Consider the following 24,930-nt stretch of genomic DNA (forward strand, 5'->3'; position numbering starts at 1 on the left):
GGGTTTCGATGACACGGTTCAGCCTCCTGAGCCGACACGGTTGGCACGGACGAGCAGCCAGAGCAGGACCGGAGCGCCGAGCACTCCGGTGACGACGCCGACCGGGAGTTCGGTGCCGGGGATCACCTCGCGTGCGAGCAGATCGGCGGCCAGCACCATCAGCGCGCCGGTCAGCCCCGCCGCGACCGGCGGGGGCCAGGCGGTACGGGCCAGCCGCTGGGCGACCTGGGGCGCGGCGAGCGCCACGAACGCGACCGGGCCCGCCGCTGCGGTGCCGAACGCGACCAGTCCGACCCCGGTGAGCAGCGTGGCGAGGCGGACCGGCTGCACGGGTGTCCCCAGCCCCTTCGCCACGTCGTCGCCGAGCTGGAGCGTCCGCATCCAGCGGCCGAGCAGCAGCGCGACGGGTACGAGGACGGCCAGGGCGATCGCCAGCGGGCCGACGGCGTTCCAGTCACGTCCGTTGAGGTTGCCGACGAGCCAGCCGAGCGACGCCTGTGCCTCGAACTGGCCGCCGTGCGCCATCAGATAGTCCGTGACGCTGGTGCAGATCCAGGAGATGCCGATGCCGACGAGCACGATGCGGTAGCCGGTCGTACCGCGCTTCCAGGCCAGCATGTACACCAGCAGCGCGGTGACCAGCGCGCCGAGCAGCCCCAGCGACTGGGTGCTCAGGCCCGCGTCCCAGCCGAGGACGATACCGGCCACGACGGCGGCGCCGGCGCCCTGGGTGATGCCGATCATGTCCGGGCTGGCGAGCGGATTGAGCGTCACGGTCTGGAAGAGGGCGCCGGAGACGCCGAAGGCGATGCCGACGAGCAGCCCGGTCAGGGCCCTCGGCAGCCGCAGTTCCCGGACGATGAGATCGGTGGCCGGATCGCCCGCCCCGGCCAGGGAGCGCATCACATCGGTCAGTCCGAGCGGGACCTCGCCCACGGACAGCCCCAGACAGAACACCAGGAAGGCGGCGAGCGCCAGCCCTGCGCCGACGGCGATCAGCCGGGGCCGCACCACACCGGAGACCGGCGGGCGGGCCAGCCGGAACGCGACCCGGGCGGGGATGCGGGAGGGGCCGCGGGAAGGCGTACGGGGAGAGAGCAGACCGGTCATGTTCACAGCTCCGCGAGTCGGCGGCGGCGGACCATCGCGATGAAGAACGGGCCGCCGATGAAGGCGACGAGGACACCGGCCTGGATCTCGACCGGGCGGGCGACCAGGCGTCCCGCGATGTCGGCCAGAAGCAGCAGACAGGGGGCGAGTACGGCCGACAGCGGAAGGAGCCACCGGTGATCGGGGCCGATCCCCGCCGCCTGGGTGAGGATACGCGCGACGTGCGGGACGACGAGACCGACGAACACCACGGGCCCGATGACGGCCACCGCCCCGCCGGTGAGCAGGGTGACGGAGAGCACACCCAGGATCCGGATCAGCCCCAGCCGCGTCCCCAGTGAGGCCGCCACATCGTCACCGAGGGCAAGGCTGTTGAGCGCGGGAGCCAGGAACAGGGCGAGCAGCGCGCCGACGGCGAGGAACGGCAGCACCTGGGCGAGGCTGTCGCCGTTCTGGCCGGCGAGCGAGCCGGCCTCCCAGAAGCGGAACCGGTTCAGGGCGTCGGGATCGGTGAGGACGACGGCACTGGTGAGCGAGGAGAGCAGCGAGGTGATGGCGACACCGGCCAGCGCCAGCTTCACCGGCGTCGTACCGGACCGTCCGAGCCCGCCCAGGAGATACACCAGCACACTCGCGAACAGCGCGCCGGCGAACGCGAACCAGATGTACCCGTAGACCGTGCTCAGTCCGAACACCCCGACGGAGACGGCGATGGCGAAGGCCGCGCCCGCGCTGACGCCCAGTACGCCCGGGTCCGCCAGCGGATTGCGCGTCAGGGCCTGCATGAGACAGCCGGACAGCCCGAGGGCCGCCCCCGCCGCCAGTCCGAGCGCGGTACGCGGTATTCGGACCGACCAGACGACATTGTCGATCCGGCTGTTCGGGGCGTTCCCGAAGAGTGTCGACACGACCTCGTCGAGCGGCACGCTCAGGGCGCCGAACGCGAGGGACAGCAGGCACAGGGCGACCAGGGCCGCTCCGGGCAGTGCCACCAGAAGCACCGCGCGAGGGGCTTTCCCCCCGGTCACCGAGCTCTCTCCACGTCAACATCCTCACGTCGCGTCCGGGCCCTCACTGTAGTCAGCGCTCCGGCCACCCGAAGAGAAGAGCCCCTATGTGATTAGGTAACCCTTACCTTAGTATGACGGCGACTCGGGCTCGACCCGGGGACCGATCTGCTTGGGGAGGCGCGGCCAACGTGTCCGGTATCGAAGAACTCATCGGCTACTGGCGTGACTTGCTGACGGAGTCCGCAGCCGAAACGGCGCTGCCGGCCGATCGCCCCTATCCACCGGTGTCCTCGCAGGACCGGGCGGTACGGACCCGGAGTGTGGCCGCACAGGCGACGAGCGAGACCTCGCTGGCCGCTTTCTTCGCACTGCTGCACCGCTACAGCGGCGCGGCCGACATCACCGTCGGACATGAGGCGCTGCCGGTCCGCGTCCACCTCGGCGACGGCCCGTCGTTCCACGAACTGGTGGCGCGGGTGGCCGGGGCGCGGGCGGCCGCCAGGGAGCACCGGCTCCCGCTGTCCACGCTCGCCGACGAGCTGCGGCCCGAGCCGACCCGTGCCGGCGGACGCTTCTTCAACACCGCCTTCGACACCGACACCGACACCGCTCCGGAGCCCGGCACTCGGGCCGGCACCGGCACCAACACCGGCACCGGCACCGCCTTCGGCACCGGCACCGGCGTCGCGGAGGATCTGAGCGGTGTCCTCGATCTGTCGCTGAGCGTCGTACGGGGGACGGTCCGGGCGACATACCGTCAGGACCTCTTCGACGACGCGACGGTCGACCGGCTGCTCGGCCACTACGAGACCCTGCTGACGGACGGAATCGCCCGCCCCGGCACGGCGGTCGCCGATCTGGCCCTGACCACCCCGCGGGAGCTGCACCGGCTGCTCGTGGAGCGGAACGCCACCGAACACACCGTGCCGGCCACCACCTGGCCCGCCCTGTTCGCCGAGCAGGTCGCGCGGCACCCCGACACGACCGCGCTCGTCTTCGAGGACACGCGGTACACCTACGCCGAACTGGACGAGCGGGCCAACCGGCTCGCCCACGCGCTGATCGCCCGGGGAGCGGGCCCCGAGCGGGTCGTGGCCCTCGCCCTGCCCCGCTCGGCCGAACTGATCGTCGCCGAGGTCGCCGTACTGAAGTCCGGCGCCGCGTATCTGCCCGTCGACCTCGACTACCCGGCCGACCGGATCGCGTACATGCTCGCCGACGCCGAGCCCGTCTGCCTGGTGACCACGGCCGGCTCCGCCGACGACCTCCCGTCTCAGGACGGCGTCGCCCGGTTCTTCCTGGACCTGCCGGAGACCGTCGCCGAGCTGGCGGGGCGCCCCGCGCACGACCCCACCGACGCCGACCGCGGCGGCGCGCTGTCCGTGCTGAACGCCGCGTACGTCATCTACACCTCCGGATCCACCGGCCGGCCCAAGGGCGTCGTCCTCTCCCACAGCGGCGTCGCCAAACTCGTCGCCACCCAGAGCGAGCGGTTCGGCATCGGGCCGCACAGCCGCGTCCTGCAATTCGCCTCGCCGAGCTTCGACGTGGCCTTCTGGGACCTGTGCCTCGGTCTGCTCTCCGGGGGACGCCTCGTCGTCGTACCGAGCGAGCTGCGCGTGCCCGGTGTGCCGCTCGCGGACTACGCGAACGCGCACGGGATCACCTTCATGATCCTGCCCCCCGCCCTGCTGGCCGCGATGCCCGAGGAAGCCGTCCTGCCGGCCACCGCGACCCTGCTGGCCGGGACCGAGCGCGTCTCGCCCGAGCTGGTGGGCCGCTACGCGCGCACCCGGATGATGTTCAACGCCTACGGTCCGACCGAGGCCACCACCAACTCCACCCTCGGGCTGTGCGACCCGGACACTCCGGCCGGCACGGTCGTCCCCATCGGTGTCCCGGACCCCGGCACCCGCGCCTATGTCCTCGACGCGCGGCTGCGGCCCGTCCCCGACGGCGTGCCCGGCGAGCTGTACCTCGGCGGCGCGGGACTCGCCCGCGGCTACCTCGGCAGGCCAGGACTCACCGCCGAGCGGTTCGTCGCCGATCCCTTCGGCGCGCCGGGCGAGCGGCTCTACCGCACGGGCGACCTGGTGCGCTGGAAGGCCGACGGACGGCTGGAGTTCCTCGGCAGGACCGACACCCAGATCAAGATCCGCGGCTTCCGCATCGAACCGGGCGAGATCGAGTCCGTGCTGCGCGGCCACCCCGCCGTCGAACAGGTCACGGTCGTCGCCCGCGAGGACCGCCCGGGAGAGCGCAGGCTCGCCGCGTACATCGTCCCCTCGCTCGACACCGGGTCCGGCGACGAGACCGGCCGGGTCGAGGAGTGGAAGGATCTCCACGACCTCTTCTACAGCGCCGCCGGATCCGAGGGCCGGACCGAGGGCGGGCCCGTCCGTGAGAACTTCGCGGGCTGGAACAGCATGTACGACGGCACCCCCATCCCCGTCGAGGAGATGCGGGAGTGGCGCGACGCGACCATCGACCGCATCCGCGAACTGGGCACCCCCGGCAGGGTGCTGGAGATCGGCGTCGGCAGCGGACTGATCCTGTCCCGTCTCGCGCCGGACAGCGAGGCGTACTGGGGCACGGACCTCTCGCACGAAGCGCTGCGGGCGCTGCGCGCCCAGGTGGACGCGGTGCCAGGACTGGCCTCGCGCGTGGAACTGCGGGCCCGGCCGGCCCATGAGACCGACGGACTGCCCCGGGGCTTCTTCGACACGGTCGTCATCAACTCGGTGGCCCAGTACTTCCCGAGCGCGGACTACCTGTCCCGCGTGCTGCGGGAGATCGCGACACTGCTGGCCCCCGGCGGCAGGATCTTCCTGGGCGACATCCGCAACCTCCGGCTGCTGCGCACCCTGCGCGCCGCTGTGGAGAGCCGTCGGCCCGCCGTGTCCGACGACCCGGACAAGACGGCCCTGCGGACGGCCGTGGAGCGCTCGGTGAGCTGGGAGGGCGAACTGCTCCTGGACCCGGACTACTTCACCGACCTGCCGGATCTGCCGGGCTTCGAGGCGGACGTGCTCGTCAAGCGGGCCACGCACCACAACGAACTGAGCCGCTACCGGTACGACGTGGTGCTGCGGGCGCCCGGGACGGCACCCGCCGGCGAGAGCGTGCCCTCCACCCGGGACGAGGACTCCGTACCGGCCGGCTCCCGCCCCTCCGCACCGGCCACCACCCCGCGGGACGTGCGCTGGTCCGCGATCGACGGCCTCGCCGGGCTGGAGGAACTGCTCCTGACCCGGCCCGCCCGGATCCGTGTCACCGGTGTGCCCAACGGGCGTCTCGGGGAGGATCTCGCGGCGCTGCGGCTCCTGGAGGACAGCAGCACCCCCGCCCCCGACGGGGTCGACCCCGAGGCGTTCCACCAGCTCGCGGGCCGCCACGGCTACCGCTGCGCGGTCACCTGGAACGGGCACGCCGAGGACGGCCGCCTCGATGTCGTCCTGGTCGAGGGCCACGCGCCCGTCGGCCCGGTGTACCGGCCGGGCGGCGCCTTCCCGTACGCCAACCGGCCCGCGCCCTTCCGCGACATCACCGCGCTGATGAGGACCCTGCGCGCCCACGCCGCCGACCGGCTTCCCGAGTACATGGTGCCGTCGGCCTTCGTCCCGCTCGACCGGCTGCCCGTCACGCCCAGCGGAAAGCTCGACGAGAAGGCCCTGCCCGCACCGGACTACGGCTCCCTCAGCTCGGGCCGGGCCCCGCGCGACGCCCGCGAGGAACTGCTCTGCCGGCTGTACGCCGAGGTGCTCGGGCTGCGGTCGGTCACCATCGACGACGACTTCCTCGCGGTCGGCGGCGACAGCATCAACGCCATCCACCTGCTGATCCGGGCCCGCGCGGCGGGTGTCCGGCTCACCACCCAGGACGTGTTCCGGCACCGTACGGTCGCCGCTCTCGCGGCCGTCACCGCCGATCGCGCGGAGCCGGGCCCCGCCGCCTCCGACGGCCCGCTCCTCGCCCTCACCCCGGACGAGATCGCCGGACTCCAGGGCACCGACCCCCTGCTCATCGAGGACCTGCTGCCCCTGGCCCCGCTCCAGCAGGGCTTCTTCTACCACTCCCTCGCCGGTGGCTCCGACGCCGACGCGTACACCGTCCAGCAGATCATCGAGCTGGCCGGACCGGTGGACGGCGAAGCCCTGCGCGCCGCCGCGCAGGGTCTGCTCGACCGTCATGCCCCGCTGCGCGCGGCCTTCCGCCAGCACGGCACCGACGGCGGCGCCGTGCAGATCATCGCGGGCGGTGTCACACTGCCGTGGCGCGAGGTCGACCTGTCGAACCAGGACGCGTCCGTCAGGGAATCACTCGCCGCGGCCGTCGCCGCCGACGAACGGGCCCACCGCTTCGACCTGGCCCGGCCACCGCTGCTGCGGTGCGCTCTCGTACGGTACGGACCCGAACGCGGCGCGCTCGTCCTGACCTTCCATCACATCGTCGCGGACGGCTGGTCGCTGCCGGTGCTGCACCGCGAGCTGATGGCCTCCTACGGCCGCGGTGTCCCGGACCTGCCCGAGGTGGCCCCGTACCGCTCCTACCTCCGCCATGTCGCCTCCCTCGACCGTGAGGCCGCCCGCGCGGCCTGGCGCACCGCCCTGGCCGGTCTCGACGAACCGACCCGGCTGGTCCCGGTCCCGGCCGGCGCCGGGCCGATCGATCCCGGTCAGATCCGTCTCGAACTCTCCGAGCGGACCACCGGGCGGCTGGCGGCGCGGGCCCGCGAACTCGGCGTCACCCTCGGTACCGTCGTCCAGGGCGCGTGGGGCCTGCTGCTCGGCCGGCTCACCGGCCGGCAGGACGTGGTGTTCGGCACGACCGTCTCCGGCCGGGACGGCGCGGTCGACGGCATCGAGTCGATGGTCGGCCTGTTCATCAACACCCTGCCGACCCGGTTCGTCTGGCAGCCGGCCGACACGCTCGCGGCGCTGCTCGGCCGTCTCCAGGACGAGCAGGCCCGGCTCCTGGACCACCAGCACCTCGGGCTGGCGGAGATCCAGCGGATCGCGGGCCTCGCGGGCAGCGGTGAACTCTTCGACACCCTGCTCGTGTTCGAGAACTATCCGGCCGACACCGGCCCGCGCGACCCGTCGGACACGATCCGTATCACCGGCCACGAGTTCCACGACGCCGTCCACTACCCCCTGGCCCTGATCGTCAAGCCCGGCCGACGGCTCGACCTGCGCCTCAAGCACCACACCGGGCGGCTGGACGGCGAGGCCGTACGGGCCGTCGCCGAGCGGCTCTCCCTGATCCTGGAGACACTCGCGGACGACCCCGCGCGGCCGGTCGCGCGGATCGGTCTGCTCTCCCCACGGGAACTGGCCGAAACGGAGAACCTCCTCACCGGGGCCACGCGCGAGGTCCGCCCGGACACGCTGTCCGCCGCCTTCGAGGACCAGAGGGCGCGTACACCGGACGCGACGGCCGTCGTCTTCGGCGAGGAGCGCCTGACCTACGCCGAACTGGACACCCGTGCCGAGTCCCTGGCGCGGCGGCTGCGCGCCCGGGGCGCCGGCCCGGACGGGATCGTCGGCGTCGCCGTCCCGCGCTCCACCGAACTGATGGTGGCGCTCCTCGGTGTCCTCAAGTCGGGCGCCGCCTATCTCCCGGTGGACCTGGACTACCCCGCCGACCGGGTGGCCCACATGCTGGCCGACTCGGGCGCCCGCACCGTCGTCACCGTCGCGGACTCGGCCGCCCGGCTGCCGGGGATCGACGGCCTCACGGCACTCGTCCTGGACGCACCGGAGGACGGCTCCGCCGAGGTGGCTCCCGGGCCCGCTCCCGAGGCGACTCCCGAGCCCGCTCCCGGCACCTCCCCGGACGGCCACCGCGCCGCCGGCCCCGACGACCCGGCATACCTCATCTACACCTCCGGTTCCACGGGCCGCCCCAAGGGCGTCGTCGTCACCCACCGCGCGGTCCGCAACCGACTGGCCTGGATGCAGGGGCAGTACGGCCTGCGGGCCGACGACCGGGTCCTCCAGAAGACACCGTCCAGCTTCGACGTGTCCGTATGGGAGTTCTTCTGGCCGCTGACCGAGGGCGCGGCCGTCGTCCTCGCCAAGCCCGACGGACACCGCGACCCGTCCTATCTCGCCGCACTCGTCCGCGAACAGGGCGTCACCACCCTCCACTTCGTGCCGTCGATGCTCGAGGCGTTCCTCGGCTCTGAGGACGTCACCGGCGATCCCGGCTGGGCCGCGACCCTGCGCCGCGCCTTCAGCAGCGGCGAGGCCCTGGCCGCCTCCGCCGCGAGCCGCTGGCACACACTCACCGGTGTGCCGCTGCACAACCTGTACGGCCCGACCGAGGCGGCCGTCGATGTCACGCATCACACCTACCGCCCCGAAGGGACCCAGGACAGCACCACCGTCCCCATCGGGCGGCCCGTCTGGAACACCGGCCTGCGGGTGCTCGACAGCTGCCTGCGGCCGGTCCCGGCCGGTGTCCCCGGCGAGCTGTACCTCACCGGTGTCCAGCTCGCCCGGGGCTACCACGCCCGGCCCTCGCTGACCGCCGAACGTTTCACCGCGGACCCGTACGGCCCGCCCGGCAGCCGGATGTACCGCACCGGCGACCTGGTACGGCGCCGCGCCGACGGCACGGTCGACTACCTCGGCCGCACCGACCGGCAGATCAAACTCCGCGGCAACCGCATCGAACTCGGTGAGATCGAGGCCGCTCTCGTCCGTCAGCCGTCCGTCGGCCAGGCGGCCGTCACCGTCCGCGAGAACGCCCTCGTGGCCTATGTCGTCGGTACGGGTGACCAGGTGCCGGACGGCGCCGGACTCCAGGCCGCGCTCGCCGGCCTCCTGCCCGCCCCCGCCGTGCCCACCGCCTATGTCGTCCTCGACGCCCTGCCCCTCACCCCGAGCGGCAAGCTGGACCGGGCCGCCCTGCCCGCCCCGCGGGCCGTACGGGCCGGGGCCCGCGCCCCCCGCGACGCCCGGGAACGGATCCTCACCGAGATCTTCGCGGCCGTGCTGAAGCTGACGGACGTCTCCGTGGACGACGACTTCTTCCTGCTCGGCGGCGACAGCATCAGCTCCATCGGGGTCTCGGGACGGGCCCGCCGCGCGGGTCTGGACATCGGACCCCGGGACATCTTCGAACACCGCACCCCGGCCGCCCTCGCCGCCACCGCGACCCTCACCGCCGCCCCCGCACCGGACCGGACGGCCGCGGCCCCGTTCACCCTCACCGCCGAGGAGACCGCGCGGGTGGAGCGGCTCGCGCCGGGCGGGGTCGAGGACATCTGGCCCCTCGCGCCCCTCCAGGAAGGACTGTTCTTCCACTCCACGTACGACGAGAACGCCCTGGACGTGTACACCGTCCACGAGTCGTTCGACTTCGCGGACCGGATCGACACCGGCCGGCTGCGCGCCGCCGTACGGACGCTGCTCGCCCGCAACCCCGCCCTGCGCGCCGGATTCACCAGCGAGGGGCTGCGCCAGCCGGTGCAGTTCATCGTCCGCGATCCCGCGATCCCGCTCGAAGAGGTCGACCTCACGGGCCTCCCCGCCGCCGAACAGGACGAGCGGCTGCGCGCGCTGATGGACGAGGAGCGGCTGCGCCGCTTCGACCTCACCGAGCCGCTGCTCTTCCGGCTGCTGCTGATCCGGCTCGGCGAGGAGCGCGGCGACCGCCTGGTCATCGGCCGCCATCTCATCCTCTGGGACGGCTGGTCGGCCTGGCTCTTCCTCGACGAACTCTTCGCCCTGTACGAGAGCGGCGGTGACCCGGAGGGCCTGCCGCGCCCCGGTTCGTACCGCGATTACCTGTCCTGGCTGGAGCGGCAGGACACCGACGAGGCCACCCGGGCCTGGCACACCGCTCTCGACGGGCTGGAGGAGCCGACCCTGCTCGTACCGGCCGTCTCCGACCGCGGGCTGGAACCCGTCGTCCCGGAGAGCCTCGACTCCCTCCTGACGCCCGGGGCGAGCGAGCGGCTGGGCGACACCGCACGCCGCCACGGTCTGACCCTCAACACCGTTCTCAACGCGGCCTGGGGACTGACCCTCGGGAGCGCCACCGGCCGCACCGACGTGGTCTTCGGCACGACCGTCGCGGGCCGGCCGAGCGATGTGCCCGATGTCGCGAACGTCATCGGGATGTTCCTCAACACCGTGCCCGCGCGGATCGCGTTCGACCCGGCGGAACCGGTGCTCGACCTGCTGCGGCGCGTGCAGTCCGAGCGCCTGGAACTGCTGCCGTACGAGTATCTGGGCCTGGGGGTCCTCCAGGCGGAGACCGGCCACCGCCGCCTCTTCGACACGCTGTTCGTCCTGCGCAACGCCGACACCGAGGACCGGCTCGCAGAACTGCGCGACCACCACGGCGCCACCGCCGTCGCCAATGTGGACGCCACCCACTACCCGGTGAACCTCGTCGTCACCCCGGGCCGGCGGATCCGCATCACCCTCTCCTACCGTCCCGACCTGATCGAGGCCACCGACGCACAGGACCTGCTCACCCGGTTCACGCTCCTGCTGGACGCGCTGACGGCCGACCTCGCCGCTCCCGTCGGCGGCCTCGACCCGCTGCTGCCCGCCGAACGGGAGGCCCTGGCACGGGAGAACACCGCCACCAGGGAACCCGTCCCGGACGAGACGGTCGCCGATCTGCTCGCCGCCCAGGCCGTCCGCACCCCCGACGCGACCGCCCTCGTCTTCGGCGCCCGGACGCTCACCTACGCCGAACTCGACGCGCGGTGCGACGACCTGGCCCGGCTGCTGATCGCACGCGGGGCCGCGCCCGAACAGGTGATCGCGCTCGGGCTGCCGCGCTCCCTCGACATGGTCGTCGCGCTCTTCGCCGTCCTGCGCACCGGCGCCGCCTATCTGCCGCTGGAACTGGACTACCCCGCCGACCGCCTCGCTCTCATGCTCGCCGACGCGAAGCCGCTGCTCCTGCTCTCCACCACCGAGGTCTCGGCCACCCTCGAAGGGGAGGTGCCGCGCGTCCTGCTGGACGACCCGGCCGTCGACGCCGAACTCGCCGCGCTCTCGGCGCGGGACCCGGGGCCGGTGCGTGTCCGCTTCAGCCTGGAGCACCCCGCCTACGTCATCTACACCTCGGGCTCCACCGGCCGCCCCAAGGGCGTCGTCACGCCGTACCGGGGTCTGACCAACATGCAGCTCAACCACCAGAAGGAGATCTTCGGCCCGGCCATCGCCTCGGCGGGCGGCAGGCGCCTGCGCGTCGCGCACACCGTCTCCTTCGCCTTCGACATGTCGTGGGAGGAGCTGCTCTGGCTCGTCGAGGGCCATCAGGTGCACATCTGCGACGAGGAGCTGCGCCGCGACGCCGAGGCACTGGTGGCGTACTGCGAGACCCACCGGATCGACGTCGTCAACGTCACGCCCACCTACGCCCATCTCCTCATCGAGGAAGGGCTGCTGGAGGGCCACCGGCCCCCGCTCGTCCTGCTCGGCGGCGAGGCCGTCACCGAGACCGTCTGGAACCGGCTGCGGGACACCGAGGGCACCTACGGCTACAACCTCTACGGGCCCACCGAATACACCATCAACACCCTCGGCGGCGGCACCGACGACAGCCCGACCCCGACCGTCGGCCGCCCCATCCGCGCCACCCGGGCACACCTCCTGGACGCCTGGCTCCGGCCGGTCCCGGACGGGGTTCCCGGCGAGCTGTACATCGCGGGTGTCGGTCTGGCCCGGGGCTATCTCGGCCGGCCGGGGCTGACCGCCGAGCGCTTCGTGGCCGACCCGTTCGGCGCGCCCGGCGAGCGGATGTACCGCACCGGCGACCTCGTACGGCGGCGCCCCGACGGCAACCTGGACTTCCTCGGCCGTACCGACGACCAGGTCAAGGTGCGCGGATACCGGGTCGAACTCGGTGAGATCGAGACCGCCCTGACCCAGCACCCGCAGGTCGCCCAGGCCGCCGTGATCGCGCGTGAGGACCCGTCCGCGCCCGGCACCCAGCGTCTGGTCGGCTATGTCGTCCCGGCCGAACTCGGCGCCGAGCGGCGCGAGGAGGCCGAGCGCGAGCAGATCGGCGAGTGGCAGGAGATCTACTCCGCCGAGTACACCGAGATCAGCACCGCCGTCTTCACGGAGGACTTCGCGGGCTGGGACAGCTCGTACGACGGCACGCCCATCCCGCTGGAGCACATGCGCGAGTGGCGGGCCGCCACGGTCGAGCGCATCACCGAACTGCGGCCGCGCCGGATCCTGGAGATCGGCGTCGGATCCGGTCTGCTGCTCTCCCAGCTCGCCCCGGCGGCCGAGGCGTACTGGGCCACCGACTTCGCCGAACCCGTCATCCGCAAGATCGGCGAGGACCTGCGGCAGGACCCCGCGCTCGCCGCCAAGGTCGAGCTGCGTGCCCGGCCCGCCCACGACCTCGACGGGCTCCCCACCGGATTCTTCGACACCGTCGTGATCAACTCGGTGATCCAGTACTTCCCGAGCGTCGGCTATCTGACCGATGTCATCACCCGCGCGATGGCGCTGCTCGCCCCGGGCGGGGCGCTGTTCGTGGGCGATGTGCGAAACCTCCGGCTGGCGCGTGCCTTCCAGTCCGCCATCCAGCTCACCAAGGCCGAGGAGGGCACCGACCCGCTGACCGTACGGCGGGCCGTGGACCGGGGCATGGCGCTGGAGAAGGAACTCCTCGTCGACCCGGACTACTTCACCACCCTGGGCTTCTCCGTCGACCTGCGGACCAAGGCGGGACGCCACCAGAACGAACTGACCCGGCACCGCTACGACGTCGTCCTCCACCACGGCCACGGCGACGCCCTGGAGCTCGCCGACGCCCCGGTGACCGCGTGGACGGGGCAGGACGCCCTGGCCGCGCTGCTCGAAGAGCGGCGCCCCGAGCGGCTGCGTGTCGTCGACGTGCCCGACGCCCGTACGGCGGGCGAACTGGCCGCCGCGCGCGCCCTGGACGAGGGCCGCCCGCACGGTGTCGTGGAGGAGGGCGTCGAGCCCGACGCGCTGCGCGAGCTGGGCGCCCGCCTCGGCTACCGCGTCCTCACCACCTGGTCCGCACGGCTCGGCAGCTACGAAGCCGTGCTGGTGCGGGAGGGCGACGCCGGATTCCGGGTGACCACCGGTCTCTACCGCCCGGCGGAGGGTGTCGCCCCGTACGCCAACGAGCCCACCACCGCGCGCGGTGCGAACGGCCTCGTACGGCGGCTCCGGGAGGACCTCAAGCAGCGGCTGCCCGACTACATGGTGCCGGCCGCCTTCACCGTGCTGCCCCGGCTGCCGATGAACGACAACGGAAAACTCGACGTGCGGGCGCTGCCCGAGCCCGAGCCGGCCGTCGCACAGGGCTCGGGACGCGGTCCGCGCACCCCCCGGGAGGAGATCCTGTGCCGGCTGTTCGCCGAGGTGCTCGGCCTGCCAGGGGTCGGCGCGGAGGACAACTTCTTCGATCTCGGCGGCCATTCCCTGCTCGCCACCCGGCTCATCAGCCGCGCCCGCAACGAGCTGGGCGCCGAACTCGCCATCCGTGATCTCTTCGAGGCCCCGACCCCGGAACTGCTCGCGGACCGGACCGGCGGCGCACAGCCCGTGCGCCCGGCCCTGGAGCCGGCGGCGGCGCGGCCCGAGCGCCTTCCGCTGTCGGCCGCGCAGCGGCGGCTGTGGCTGGTGCGGCGCATCAGCGAGGACGACGGCGTCGCGTACAACTTCCCGCTGGTCGTCCGGTTGCGCGGCACGCTCGACCTGGCCGCGCTCAGGGCCGCGCTGCGCGATGTGGCGGGGCGCCACGAGGCGCTGCGTACCCGGTTCGAGGAGCACGAGGGCGAGCCGTACCAGCGGATCGTCCCGGCCGACGAGGCCGAGCCCGCGTTCACCGTGACCGACTGCGCCGAACAGGACGTGGCCGCACGTGTCGAGGAGATCCAGCGGCGCCCGTTCGACCTCAGCGCCGAACTGCCCCTGCGGGCCGAGGTCCTGCGGCTCGGCCCCGCCGACCAGGTGGTGGCCCTGGTGCTGCACCACATCACCACCGACGAGTGGTCGGACCGCCCCTTCCTCGCCGATCTCGCCTTCGCCTACGCCGCACGGGCCGCCGGCCGGGCGCCGGAGTGGGAGCGGGACCTGCCCGCCCAGTACGCCGACTACACGCTCTGGCAGAACCGTCTGCTGGACGAGGTCGGGGAGCGGCAGCTCGCCTACTGGACCGAGACCCTGAGCGGTCTGCCCGAGCGACTGGAACTGCCGCTGGACCGCCGGCAGCCGGACCGGTTCACCGGCCGGGCGGGGACGGTACGGGTGGAGCTGCCCGCCGCCACCGGCACCGCCCTGCGTGAACTGTCCGGCGCCCAGGGCGTCAGCATGTTCATGCTGTTCCAGGCCGCGACCGCCGCTCTGCTGCACCGGCTCGGCGCCGGGGACGACATCCCCCTCGGGGCCCCCATCGCCGGCCGCACGGACTCCGCCCTGGACGATCTGGTCGGCTTCTTCGTCAACACACTGGTCCTGCGCACGGATCTGTCCGGCGACCCGACCTTCGTCGAACTGCTCTCCCGGGTCAGGGAATCCGCGCTGGCGGCCTTCGAGCACCAGGACATGCCCTTCGACCGGGTCGTCGAGGCCGTCAACCCGACCCGGGTGGCGGACCGCAACCCGCTGTTCCAGGTCATGATCGGCTACCACTACCGCCCCGACGGAGACCCGGACCTCTTCGGCCTGGACACCGAGTGGTTCGACATGGACACCGGCATGGCCAAGTTCGACCTGGACTTCACCTTCGTCGATCACGGCGGTGACCGTCCTCTGACCCTGCTCCTGGAGTACGCCGCCGACCTGGTCGATCCCGGCACCGCGGACCTGCTGGCCGAACGGCTGGTGGCCCTGCTGGAACAGATCGCGCGGACCCCCGAACGGCCCGTGGGGGCGCTGCGGGTCCTCACCGACGCCGAGGACCTGGCCGCACGGACCACCTGGAACGACACCGGGCGGCCGGTCGAGTCCCGTACGGTTCCCGAGCTCTTCGCCGAGACGGTACGCGCCAGGCCCGACGCCACCGCCCTGGTCACCTCCGGCGGCCGGCTGACCTTCGCCCAACTGGCCGCGAGGGCCGACGGCATCACCCGTGCGCTGCGGCGCCGGGGAGCCGCTCCCGAGACGGTCATCGGCCTGGCGCTGCCGCGCGACGAGATGGTGCCCGCGATCCTCGGCGTGCTCGCCTCGGGCGCCGCGTATCTGCCGCTCGATCCCGACTATCCCGCGCACCGGCTGGAGTTCATGCTGTCCGACGCGGCGCCCCGGTGCGTGCTCACGACCGCCGCCCTCGCGCGCAAACTGCCGGACGGGCAGGAACTCGTCCTGCTGGAGAGCCTCGGGGAGGACGAGCCCGACGGGACCGGAGGCGCAGCGGCGCCGGCGCCGCACCCCGCGTCGGCCGCGTACATCATCTTCACCTCCGGTTCCACCGGCACCCCCAAGGGCGTGGTCGGAACCCATCGCGGCCTCAGCAATCTCTACGGCTCGCACCACGAGGACCTGATCCTGCCCGCCGAACGGGCCACGGGCCGGTCCGCCCTGCGCGCGCTGCACGCCGCCTCGTTCAGCTTCGACGGCTCCTGGGAGCCGATGCTGTGGCTGCTCGCGGGCCATGAACTGCATGTCGTGGACGAGGCGACCATGACGGACCCGGCCGCGCTGCTCGGCCGTCTGACGGCCGACCGGATGGACTTCGTCGACTTCACCCCGACCTATCTGGGCGAGCTGACCCACCACGGATTCCTCGACCCCGGTGGGTATGTGCCCGCTGTCGTCGCGGTCGGCGGCGAAGCCACCCCGCCCCCGGTGTGGGACCGGCTGCGCGCGCTGCCCGGCACCACCGTCCACGATCTGTACGGGCCCACCGAGTGCGCCGTCGACTCCTACGGCTGGCACGGGGAGGCGGACGGCGGCACCTGGGCCGCGCCGCTCGCCAATATCCGCGCCCATGTGCTGGACGCGGCGCTCCGGCCCGTCCCGGCCGGAGTGGCCGGCGAGCTGTATCTCGCGGGGGAGGGCCTGGCACGTGGCTATCTCAACCGGCCCGCGCTGACCGCCGAACGCTTCACCGCCGACCCGTCCGGCCCTCCCGGCAGCAGGATGTACCGCACCGGTGACCTCGCCAGGCGCCGCGCCGACGGCACCCTGGAGTTCCTGGGCCGGGCGGACGACCAGGTCAAGCTGCGCGGGCTGCGTATCGAACTGGGCGAGATCGAGTCCCGCGTCGGAGCGCACCCCGGTGTGGCCACGGCGGCCGTGATCGTACGGGAGGACACCCCCGGCGCGCCCCGCCTGGTCGGGTACGCCGTCCCCGCGCCCGGACACACCCTGGACCCGGCCGAGCTGCGCGCCCACACCGCCGCCGCACTGCCGGCGCACATGGTCCCCGCCGCCTTCGTCACCGTGGCGGCACTGCCGCGGACCGTCAGCGGCAAGCTCGACCGGGCCGCCCTGCCCGCGCCCGACCTCACCGCGGCCCCGGCGGGCCGACGGCCGCGCACCCCGGCCGAGGAGATCCTCTGCGAGCAGTTCGCCGAGGTGCTCGGCGTCGAACGGGTGGGCATCGACGACAACTTCTTCGAACTCGGCGGCCATTCGCTGCTGGCGATGCGTCTGGTGGTCAAGGTCCGTGCCGCGCTCGGCGCGCACATCTCCCTGCGCACGGTCTTCGACGCCCCGACCGTGGCCCGGCTGGCCCTGGCCCTGGCCGAGGCGACCGGCGGGCAGCGGCCCGCGCTCACCGCGGGGGAGCGGCCCGAGCGGCTGCCCCTGTCGTCCGCGCAGCGGCGGCTCTGGGTGCTGTACCAGGTCGAGGGCGCGGGCCCCACGTACAACATCCCGTCCGCCTGGCGGCTGTCCGGCGCGCTCGACACCGACGCGCTGCGCGCCGCCGTGGGCGACCTGGCCGAGCGGCACGAGACACTGCGCACGGTCTTCCCCGAGGAGGCCGGCCAGGCGTACCAGCGGATCCTGCGCCAGGGCGAGTACGAGATCCCGGTGGAGGTCGTCCCCGCCGACGAGGGGAGCCTCGCCGGACTGCTGGCCGACGCGGCGGCGTACGGCTTCGCGCTGGACCGCGAACCGCCCCTGCGGGTGGGGGTGTTCCGGCTGGCCGAGGACGAACACGTCCTGCTGGTGCTGGTGCATCACATCGCGGGGGACGAGTGGTCCGAGCAGGCCCTGACCAGGGACCTGGCCACCGCCTACGCCGCCCGCGCGGCGGGCCACGCGCCGCAGTGGGCTCCCCTGCCCGTGCAGTACGCCGACTACACGCTGTGGCAGCGGGCCGTCCTGGGCGACGAGAAGGACCCGGACAGTCTCGTGTCCCGGCAGCTCGCGTACTGGAAGGAGACCCTGGCCGGTCTCCCCGAGGAACTGGCGCTGCCCACCGACCGGCCGCGCCCGGCGGAGAGCAGCTACCGGGGCGGCGCCGTCGACCTGTCGCTCTCCCCGGAGCTCGCCGGTTCGCTCCGTGAACTGGCGCGCGGCGCCGGGGTCAGCATGTTCATGCTGATGCAGGCCGCCGTGGCCGCCCTGCTGACCCGGCTCGGGGCCGGGACGACCATCCCCGTCGGCAGCCCGATCGCCGGACGCCAGGACGAGGCGCTGGAGGACCTGGTCGGGTTCTTCCTCAACACCCTGGTCCTGCGCACGGACACCTCCGGCGATCCGGGCTTCCGCGAGCTGCTGGCCCGCGTCAGGGACGCCGACCTCGCCGCGTACGACCACCAGGACGTGCCCTTCGAGCGCGTGGTGGAGGTGCTCAACCCGCCGCGCTCACTGGCCCGTCACCCGCTCTTCCAGGTGATGGTCGTCTATCTCGCGGCGGGCCCCGCGGGCCCGGCGCTGCCCGGACTCGACTCGCGCGAGGAGGAGGTGGGCCAGGGCACCGCGAAGTTCGACCTGTCCTTCGACTTCGTGGAGCACGCGGAGGGCGGCGGTGTCCACGGAGTGCTGGAGTACAGCGCCGATCTGTACGACCCGGCCACCGCGGAGGCGATCGCGGAGCGTCTGCACCGGGTGCTGCGCGCGGTCGCCGCGGAGCCGGACCTGTCCATCGGCCGGATCGACATCCTCGGCGGGGACGAGCGGGACCGGATACTGCGGCGGTGGAACGCCCGTGAGCTGACCGCCGCGCCGGCCACCGTGCCGGAGCTGTTCGAGCGGCAGGCGCGGCGCACCCCCGACGCCCCGGCCGTGGCCTCCGACGGGATCGAGCTGACCTACGCCGAACTCGACGCGGAGGCCAACCGGCTGGCCCGGCTGCTGATCGAGCGGGGAGCGGGGCCCGAGCGGATCGTCGCACTGGCGCTGCCCCGTTCCGCCCGTACGCTGCTCGCGATCCTGGCCGTGCAGAAGGCGGGGGCCGCGTATCTGCCGGTCGACCCCGATGTCCCGGCGGCGCGCACCGCAGGCATGCTGGCCGACGCGCGTCCCGTACTGGTCCTGACCACCCGGGCGCTCGCCCCGCTGCTGCCCGGATCCACGGTGCCGGTGCTGGCGGTGGACGATCCGGAAACCGTGGACGCGCTCGCCGCCCACGACCCCCGGGAGGTGACGGACGGGGACCGCACGAGCCCGCTGACCCCCGGCCATCCCGCCTACGTGATCTACACATCCGGCTCGACAGGCCGGCCGAAGGGGGTCGTCATCACCCATGAGACGGTCGGCAACCTCTTCCACAGCCACCGGGAGACCCTGTACGAACCGGCCGTCGCGGCCACCGGCAGGCGGCGGCTGCGAGCGGGGCACGCCTGGTCGTTCTCGTTCGACGCCTCCTGGCAGCCGCAGTTGTGGCTGCTCGACGGGCACTGTGTCCATGTCGTGTCCGAGGAGACGCGACGCGACCCCGAACTGCTCGCGGCGGCCGTCGTCGAGCACGGCTTCGACTTCCTCGAAGTGACACCGTCGTTCTTCGCGCAGATGGCCGACACGGGCCTCGTCTCGGACGGCGCCTGCCCCCTCGCCGTGATCGGCGTCGGCGGTGAGGCCGTACCGCAGGCGCTGTGGGAGAAGCTGCGCGGACTGCGCGGCACGGAGGCCTTCAATCTGTACGGGCCCACCGAGTCGACGGTCGACGCCCTGGTGGCGCGCGTACGCGACAGCGACCGGCCCCTGGTCGGCCGCCCGGTGGCGGGCACCCGGGCCTATGTGCTCGACGACTTCCTCCGGCCCGTACCGCCGGGAGTGCCCGGTGAGCTGTATCTCGCGGGAGGCGGTCTGGCCCGGGGCTATCTGAACCGGCCGGCACTGACCGCCGAACGCTTCGTGGCCGACCCGTTCGGTCCCCCCGGCTCCCGGCTCTACCGTACGGGCGACCTCGCCCGGTGGACGGCGGACGGGACGCTGGACTATCTGGGCCGGGCGGACGACCAGGTCAAGGTCCGTGGATTCCGGATCGAGCTGGCGGAGATCGAGGACGTACTGGCCGCTCACCCCGAGACCGGGGAAGTGGTGGTGACGGCCCGTCAGGACGGTTCGCGCACCCAGTTGGTGGCGTATGTGGTGGCGGCCGCCGGGCAGGCGCCCGACGCGGGCGCACTGCGCGCGCATGTGGCGCGGCATCTGCCGGACTACATGGTTCCGGCGGCGGTGGTCCCGCTGGACCGGCTGCCCACGCTCCCCAACGGCAAGCTCGACCGCAAGGCGCTGCCCGCGCCCGACTTCACCGCCGTCTCGTCGGGGCGCGCACCCCGCACGCCTCGGGAGAAGCTCCTGTGCGCCGTCTTCGCCGAGGTCCTGGGACTGGAGCGGGTGGGTGTGGACGACGACTTCTTCACGCTCGGCGGCGACAGCATCATGGCGATGCGACTCGTCAGCCGGGCACGCGCGGCCGGGGTGCGGATCACGCCCCGGCTGGTCTTCCGGCACCGCACCGTGGCGGGCCTGTGCGCCGTCGCCGCCGAACAGAGCGCCGTCACGAAGGACGCGGCGCGCACCCCGTACGACGGCACGGGCAGCGTCCCCCTGACCCCGGTCATGCACTGGCTGCGCGAGCTGGGCGGCCCCTTCGAGGGCTACCACCAGGCGGCGCTCGTGCAGACCCCGGCGGCGCTGGACCGCCCGAAGCTGGTGAGCGTGGTGCGGGCCCTGGCGGACCGGCACGACATGCTGCGGGCACGACTGGTGCGGACGGGCCGGGACGACTGGCATCTGGAGGTCCCGCCCGTGGGCACGGTCGACGCGGCCACCTGGATCGAACGGGTCGACGCGACCGCCATGGACGGGGACGCCCTGCGCGCGTCCGTCGCGGAGCGGGCCCGCGCGGCCAGGGAGTCGCTCGATCCGGAGGCCGGCGAGGGGGTCAGGGCGGTGTGGTTCGACGCGGGCGAGCGTCCTGGCCGACTTCTGCTGATGGCCCATCACCTGCTGGTCGACGGTGTCTCCTGGCGGGTGCTGCTGCCCGATCTGGCGGTCGCCTGGCAGGACGTGTCCCAGGGCCGGCCACCCGCGCTCGCCCCCGTCGAGACACCGTTCCGGCAGTGGGCGAACCACCTCACGGAACTCGCCGGGCAGCCGGACCGCGAGGCCGAACTGCCCTTCTGGACCGGTCTTCTCGACGGCGCGCAGCCGCTCCCGCTGGTCCGCCCGCTGGACCCCGGGCGGGACACGGCGGGCACCGTGCGGGAGCTGGAACTGCGGCTGGACCCGGAACGCACCGGGCCCCTGCTGTCCACCGTGCCCGCCGTCCTCGGCGGCAGCGTCAACGACGTCCTGCTGACGGGGCTCGGGCTCGCGCTGACCGACTGGCTGCGGCGCCGCGGCACCGGCGCCGAGAGCGGGGTGCTGGTCGATCTGGAGGGCCACGGCCGCGAGGAGGAGCTGGCCGAGGACGCCGATCTGTCCCGTACCGTCGGCTGGTTCACCAGTGTCTTCCCGGTCCGGCTCGACCCGGGCCCGGTCGACCTGGCCGACGCCCTCGCCGGCGGCCCCGCCGCCGACGAGGCACTGCGGCGCGTGAGGGAACACCTGGGCTCCCTGCCCGCCAACGGTGTCGGCTACGGCATGCTCCGCCATCTCAACCCGCGGACGGCACCGGTCCTCGCGGCACTGGAGGCACCGCGGATCGAGTTCAACTATCTGGGACGCTTCGACGTTCCCGAGGCGACCGACTGGTCCTACGCGCCCGAGGAGGACGCGGCGGACATCGGCTCGGAGCCGGCGATGAGGGAGGGCCACGCACTGGGCATCAATGTCGTCACGGAGGACCGCCCCGGCGGTCCGGTCCTGGCCGCCAACTGGTCCTGGCCGGCGGCCGTGCTGGAGGAGAAGGACGTCAGGGACCTCGCGCAGACCTGGTTCCGGGCACTGGAAGCGCTGGTGGCTCGCGCCACGGCACGTAACGAGGAGAAGTGAACATGAGCAGCAACCCGTTCGAGAACCCCGACGGCGTCTACTCGGTGCTGGTCAACGACGAGGGACAGCACAGTCTGTGGCCCGACTTCGTGGACGTCCCGGCCGGCTGGACCCGCGCCCACGGTCCCGCGCCGCGTCAGGAATGCCTGGACTACGTCGAGACCAACTGGACGGATCTGCGCCCCAGGAGCCTCCACCAGCAGTGAGATGAGGCGCGGTGCGCGCGCGGACGGGCCGGCGGGCCGGAGTGCACGGCCCGCCGGCCCGTCCGGCGTTCGGCGCTTCGCTTTCGGCCCCCGGCGTCCGGCGCTTGGAGACCGGGGTGGCGGAGCCCGGACGGCGGAGCCCCGGGCAGGACAGCGTGAAGGGCCCGGACCGAGGCGGTCCGGGCCCTTCACGCCGTGCGTGCCGTGCGCGCCATGGCTACGACGCCGGCTGCTCCACCTTGGTCGCCGGGTCGCCGTCCACCGCCGCCGCGAGCATCGGCGCCAGCCGGTCCATCGCGTACGGCAGGCTCAGCACCGTCCCCATGGACAGCGCGTTCCCGAAGTCGCTCGTCTCGGCGACGAAGACCTCACGGCCCTGCTTCACCACGTCGAGATCCCGGTACGTCGGGTCCTTGTGCAGCTTCTCCGCGTTCTTGGTGACGTCCTCCACGAACCACACCGCCACCTTCTGGTTCAGCAGATCGGTGCGCTCCTTGCTGATGTTCGCGCCGAACTTGTCACCGATCGCCTTGTCGAGCCCGGCCGGCAGTGTGAAGCCGTAGGACGTCAGCAGCCGTGAACGCGGGTCCTGGCTGCCGAAGACGAACATCCCCTCGTACGGGGTGGCCATCACACCGGAGGCCCCGGCGAACTCCGGATTCTCCTCGCGCGCCGCGGCGAACTTCGCCTCCACCCCGTCGACCAGCTTCTTCGCCTCGGCCTCCTTGCCGAGCGCCTTGCCTATCGTCTCCGTCTGGAGCTCCCAGGGAATGCCGTAGTCGTTGTACTGCTTGGGCTGCGCGAGGACCGGCGCGAACTTCGACAGCGTCGTGTACTGCTCCTTGGTGAGCCCGGAGTACAGCGCGATGATCAGATCCGGCTTGAGCGCGGCGATCCGCTCGGTCTGGGGTCCGGTACCGGTGTCCTTCAGCAGCGTGGGTGTCGCGCCGCCGTTCAGTTCGGCCGTGGCCCAGGGCCCCAGCGCGCCCTTGTACGCGCCCAGCCATTCGGTCGTCCCGACCGGGACCTTGCCCAGCGCCAGTACGGGGTCCTGGTCGGTGAGGCCGACCGTGACGATCCGCTTCGGCTCGGAGTCGACGGTCGTGCTGCCGAACTTGTGGGCGATGGTGACGGGGTACGATCCCGCCGCCGCCGAGTCCTTCCCCTGCGCCGCCGAATCCGGCTTCCCGTCCGGGTCCGAATCGGAACCGCACGCGGTGGCGGCGGCGAACAGCAGGAGTACGGACGCGGACGCGGCGGCGAGCCGGTCGGCGCGGAGAGTGCGGGCCATCAAGGGGTCCTTCGTGTCCGGTGCTTCTCTGGTGGATGGATGCGGGGGGTGGCGGTGTGCGGTTCGGGGGTCCTGGCTCGGGGGTCCTGGCTTGAGGGTCCTGGCTTGGGGTCATGGCGCGGTGTCGTGGCGGTACGACCACGCTTCCCACAGCGCCGCGTACGGGCCGTCGGCCGCGAGCAGTTCGTCGTGTGTGCCGGACTCGGCCATCCGCCCGGCGTCCATGACCACGATCCGGTCCGCGCTCGCGGCCTGTGTCAGACGGTGGGCGACGATCAGGGCCGTACGGCCGTCCACGGCGCGGGCGGCGGCCTTCTCCAGTGAGCGCGCCCCGGCGCTGCCCGCCTCCGCGGTGGCCTCGTCGAGAATCGCCACCGGCGGGTCGGCCAGCACCAGCCGCGCCAGGGCGAGTTGCTGCGACTGCGCGCCCGTGAGCCGGTGCCCGCCCTCGCCGACGACGGTCGCCAGACCGTCCGGCAGAAGAGCGGCCCAGCTCAGCGCGTCCACGCGGTCGAGCGCCGCGCGCAGTTCCGCGTCGGTGGCGTCGGGACGGGCGAGCCGCAGGTCGTCGGCGAGCGGGCCGGCGAAGACATGCACGTCCTGGGTGATGAGGGCGACGGTCCGGCGGACCGCGGCCCCGCCGAGCGCGTCCAGTTCCGCGCCGCCGATCCGTACCGTGCCCTCGGACGGCCGGTGGATACCGGCGGTGATCTTCGCCAGCGTGGTCTTCCCCGCCCCGCTCGCCCCGACCAGCGCGACCCGCTCCCGGGGCCGGACCGTCAGCTCCACCCCGTGGAGGACGGGATGCCCCGGCCGGTACGCGTGAGCGATCCCGTCGAGGGCGATCGACGCGTCGCGCGGCACGGCCGTCCCCTCCGCCCGCGCGGGGGGCAGATCGACCACCCCGACGAGCCTGGCCAGACCCGCCGTCGCCGACTGCGCGTCGTCGATCAGCATCAGCGCCGAGTTGACCGGGGTGAAGAGGCTGTGGAAGTAGAGGGCCGCGGCCGTCGCCGTACCGATCGTCACGGCGTCGGCGCGCACCAGCAGGAAGCCCGCCACCAGTACGGCCGCGAGACCCGTGAACTCGGCCAGATGCAGCCGGCTGTAGAAGCGCAGGACCAGCTGGACACCGCGCATGGTCAGTGCCACCACGGACCGGGACCGCTCGGTGACCCGCTCGGTGTGCTCCTTCTCCAGCCGGAAGGCCCGTACGGTCCGCGCCCCGCCGACACTGTCCAGAAGCTGCTGCTGCTGGGCCCCGTAGGCGATGCGCTGCTCGGCGTAGAGCGGTGCGGCGTTCCGCGTGTACCAGCGCGCGGTGTACGCCTGTACGGGGACGGCGAGCAGCGCGGCGAGAAGGAACCGCCAGTCGAGCAGGGCCAGCGCGCCCAGGGTGAGGACGATCGCCAGCGCCGAACGGGCCAGCTCGGGCAGTGCGTTGCGGACCGCGTCGGCGATCAGCGACACATCGCCGGTGACACGCGCCGTCAGATCCCCCGAGCCCGCGCCCTCCACCTGCTCCAGGGGAAGATTCAGGGCGCGGTCCACGAACCGCTCGCGCAACCGGGCGAGTACGGTCTCGCCGAGCCGGGAGACCAGCGAGAGCCCGAGGCCGGTGGTGGTGCCCTGGACGGCGGCGACGACGGCCAGCAGCACCACGGGTGCGACGAGCGCGTCGGCCGGCCGGCCCTCGGTGACCACGTCCACGATATGGCCGAGGACCGGCTGCACCACCAGTCCGACGGCCGTCGCGGCCACCATCGTGACCAGGGCGGCGAGCGCCAGCGGCCGGTGGGGACGCAGGAGTTCGCGTACCGCCGCGCGGGTGCGGCGGGCTGAGGCGGTGGGCAGCAGCGCCCGGCCGTCCGCTGCCCCGGTCCGGTCGTCCCCCGCCTTGGCCCGGTCGTCCGCTGCGGTGATCCGGTCCGCTGCCCCGGTGCGGTCCGCTGCCCCGG

The 24,930-nt window shown here is 73.2% G+C and carries 6 protein-coding genes; 2 read left to right on the forward strand and 4 right to left on the reverse strand.

Annotated elements, in window-relative coordinates; genetic code table 11:
* Nucleotides 1-18: 18 nt before the first annotated feature.
* The gene (locus ACFYYH_RS30185) at nucleotides 19-1,110 is read right to left on the reverse strand and encodes a FecCD family ABC transporter permease (RefSeq protein ID WP_388557603.1); all 1,092 of its coding nucleotides are present in this window, start codon (nucleotides 1,108-1,110) and stop codon (nucleotides 19-21) included.
* A gap of 2 nt (nucleotides 1,111-1,112) precedes the next feature.
* On the reverse strand, nucleotides 1,113-2,102 hold the full coding sequence (locus tag ACFYYH_RS30190; RefSeq protein WP_388557606.1) for a FecCD family ABC transporter permease: 990 nt from the start codon (nucleotides 2,100-2,102) through the stop codon (nucleotides 1,113-1,115).
* 206 nt (nucleotides 2,103-2,308) lie between these two features.
* Here ACFYYH_RS30190 and ACFYYH_RS30195 point away from each other — a divergent pair, with 206 nt between their 5' ends.
* Together ACFYYH_RS30195 and ACFYYH_RS30200 are read left to right on the forward strand one after the other, a co-directional pair.
* Nucleotides 2,309-21,475 carry an amino acid adenylation domain-containing protein gene (locus ACFYYH_RS30195; RefSeq protein WP_388557609.1) on the forward strand — a complete coding sequence of 6,389 codons (19,167 nt, stop codon included), beginning with the start codon at nucleotides 2,309-2,311 and terminating at the stop codon, nucleotides 21,473-21,475.
* A 2-nt stretch (nucleotides 21,476-21,477) separates the two neighbouring features.
* Complete coding sequence (locus ACFYYH_RS30200; protein WP_388557612.1) at nucleotides 21,478-21,681, forward strand: MbtH family protein; 204 nt, start codon at nucleotides 21,478-21,480, stop codon at nucleotides 21,679-21,681.
* Between the two features lie 217 nt (nucleotides 21,682-21,898).
* Here ACFYYH_RS30200 and ACFYYH_RS30205 read toward each other — a convergent pair whose 3' ends face one another.
* Nucleotides 21,899-22,972: an iron-siderophore ABC transporter substrate-binding protein gene (locus tag ACFYYH_RS30205; RefSeq protein ID WP_388557616.1), complete on the reverse strand. Its 1,074-nt coding sequence runs from the start codon at nucleotides 22,970-22,972 to the stop codon at nucleotides 21,899-21,901.
* Nucleotides 22,973-23,083: 111 nt separating this feature from the next.
* Entirely contained in the window at nucleotides 23,084-24,895 is a 1,812-nt protein-coding gene (locus ACFYYH_RS30210; protein ID WP_388557676.1) for an ABC transporter ATP-binding protein, read from the reverse strand.
* Nucleotides 24,896-24,930 lie beyond the last annotated feature (35 nt).

Source organism: Streptomyces sp. NPDC002018 (genome assembly GCF_042890865.1).
In the GTDB taxonomy this organism is placed as follows: Bacteria; Actinomycetota; Actinomycetes; order Streptomycetales; family Streptomycetaceae; genus Streptomyces.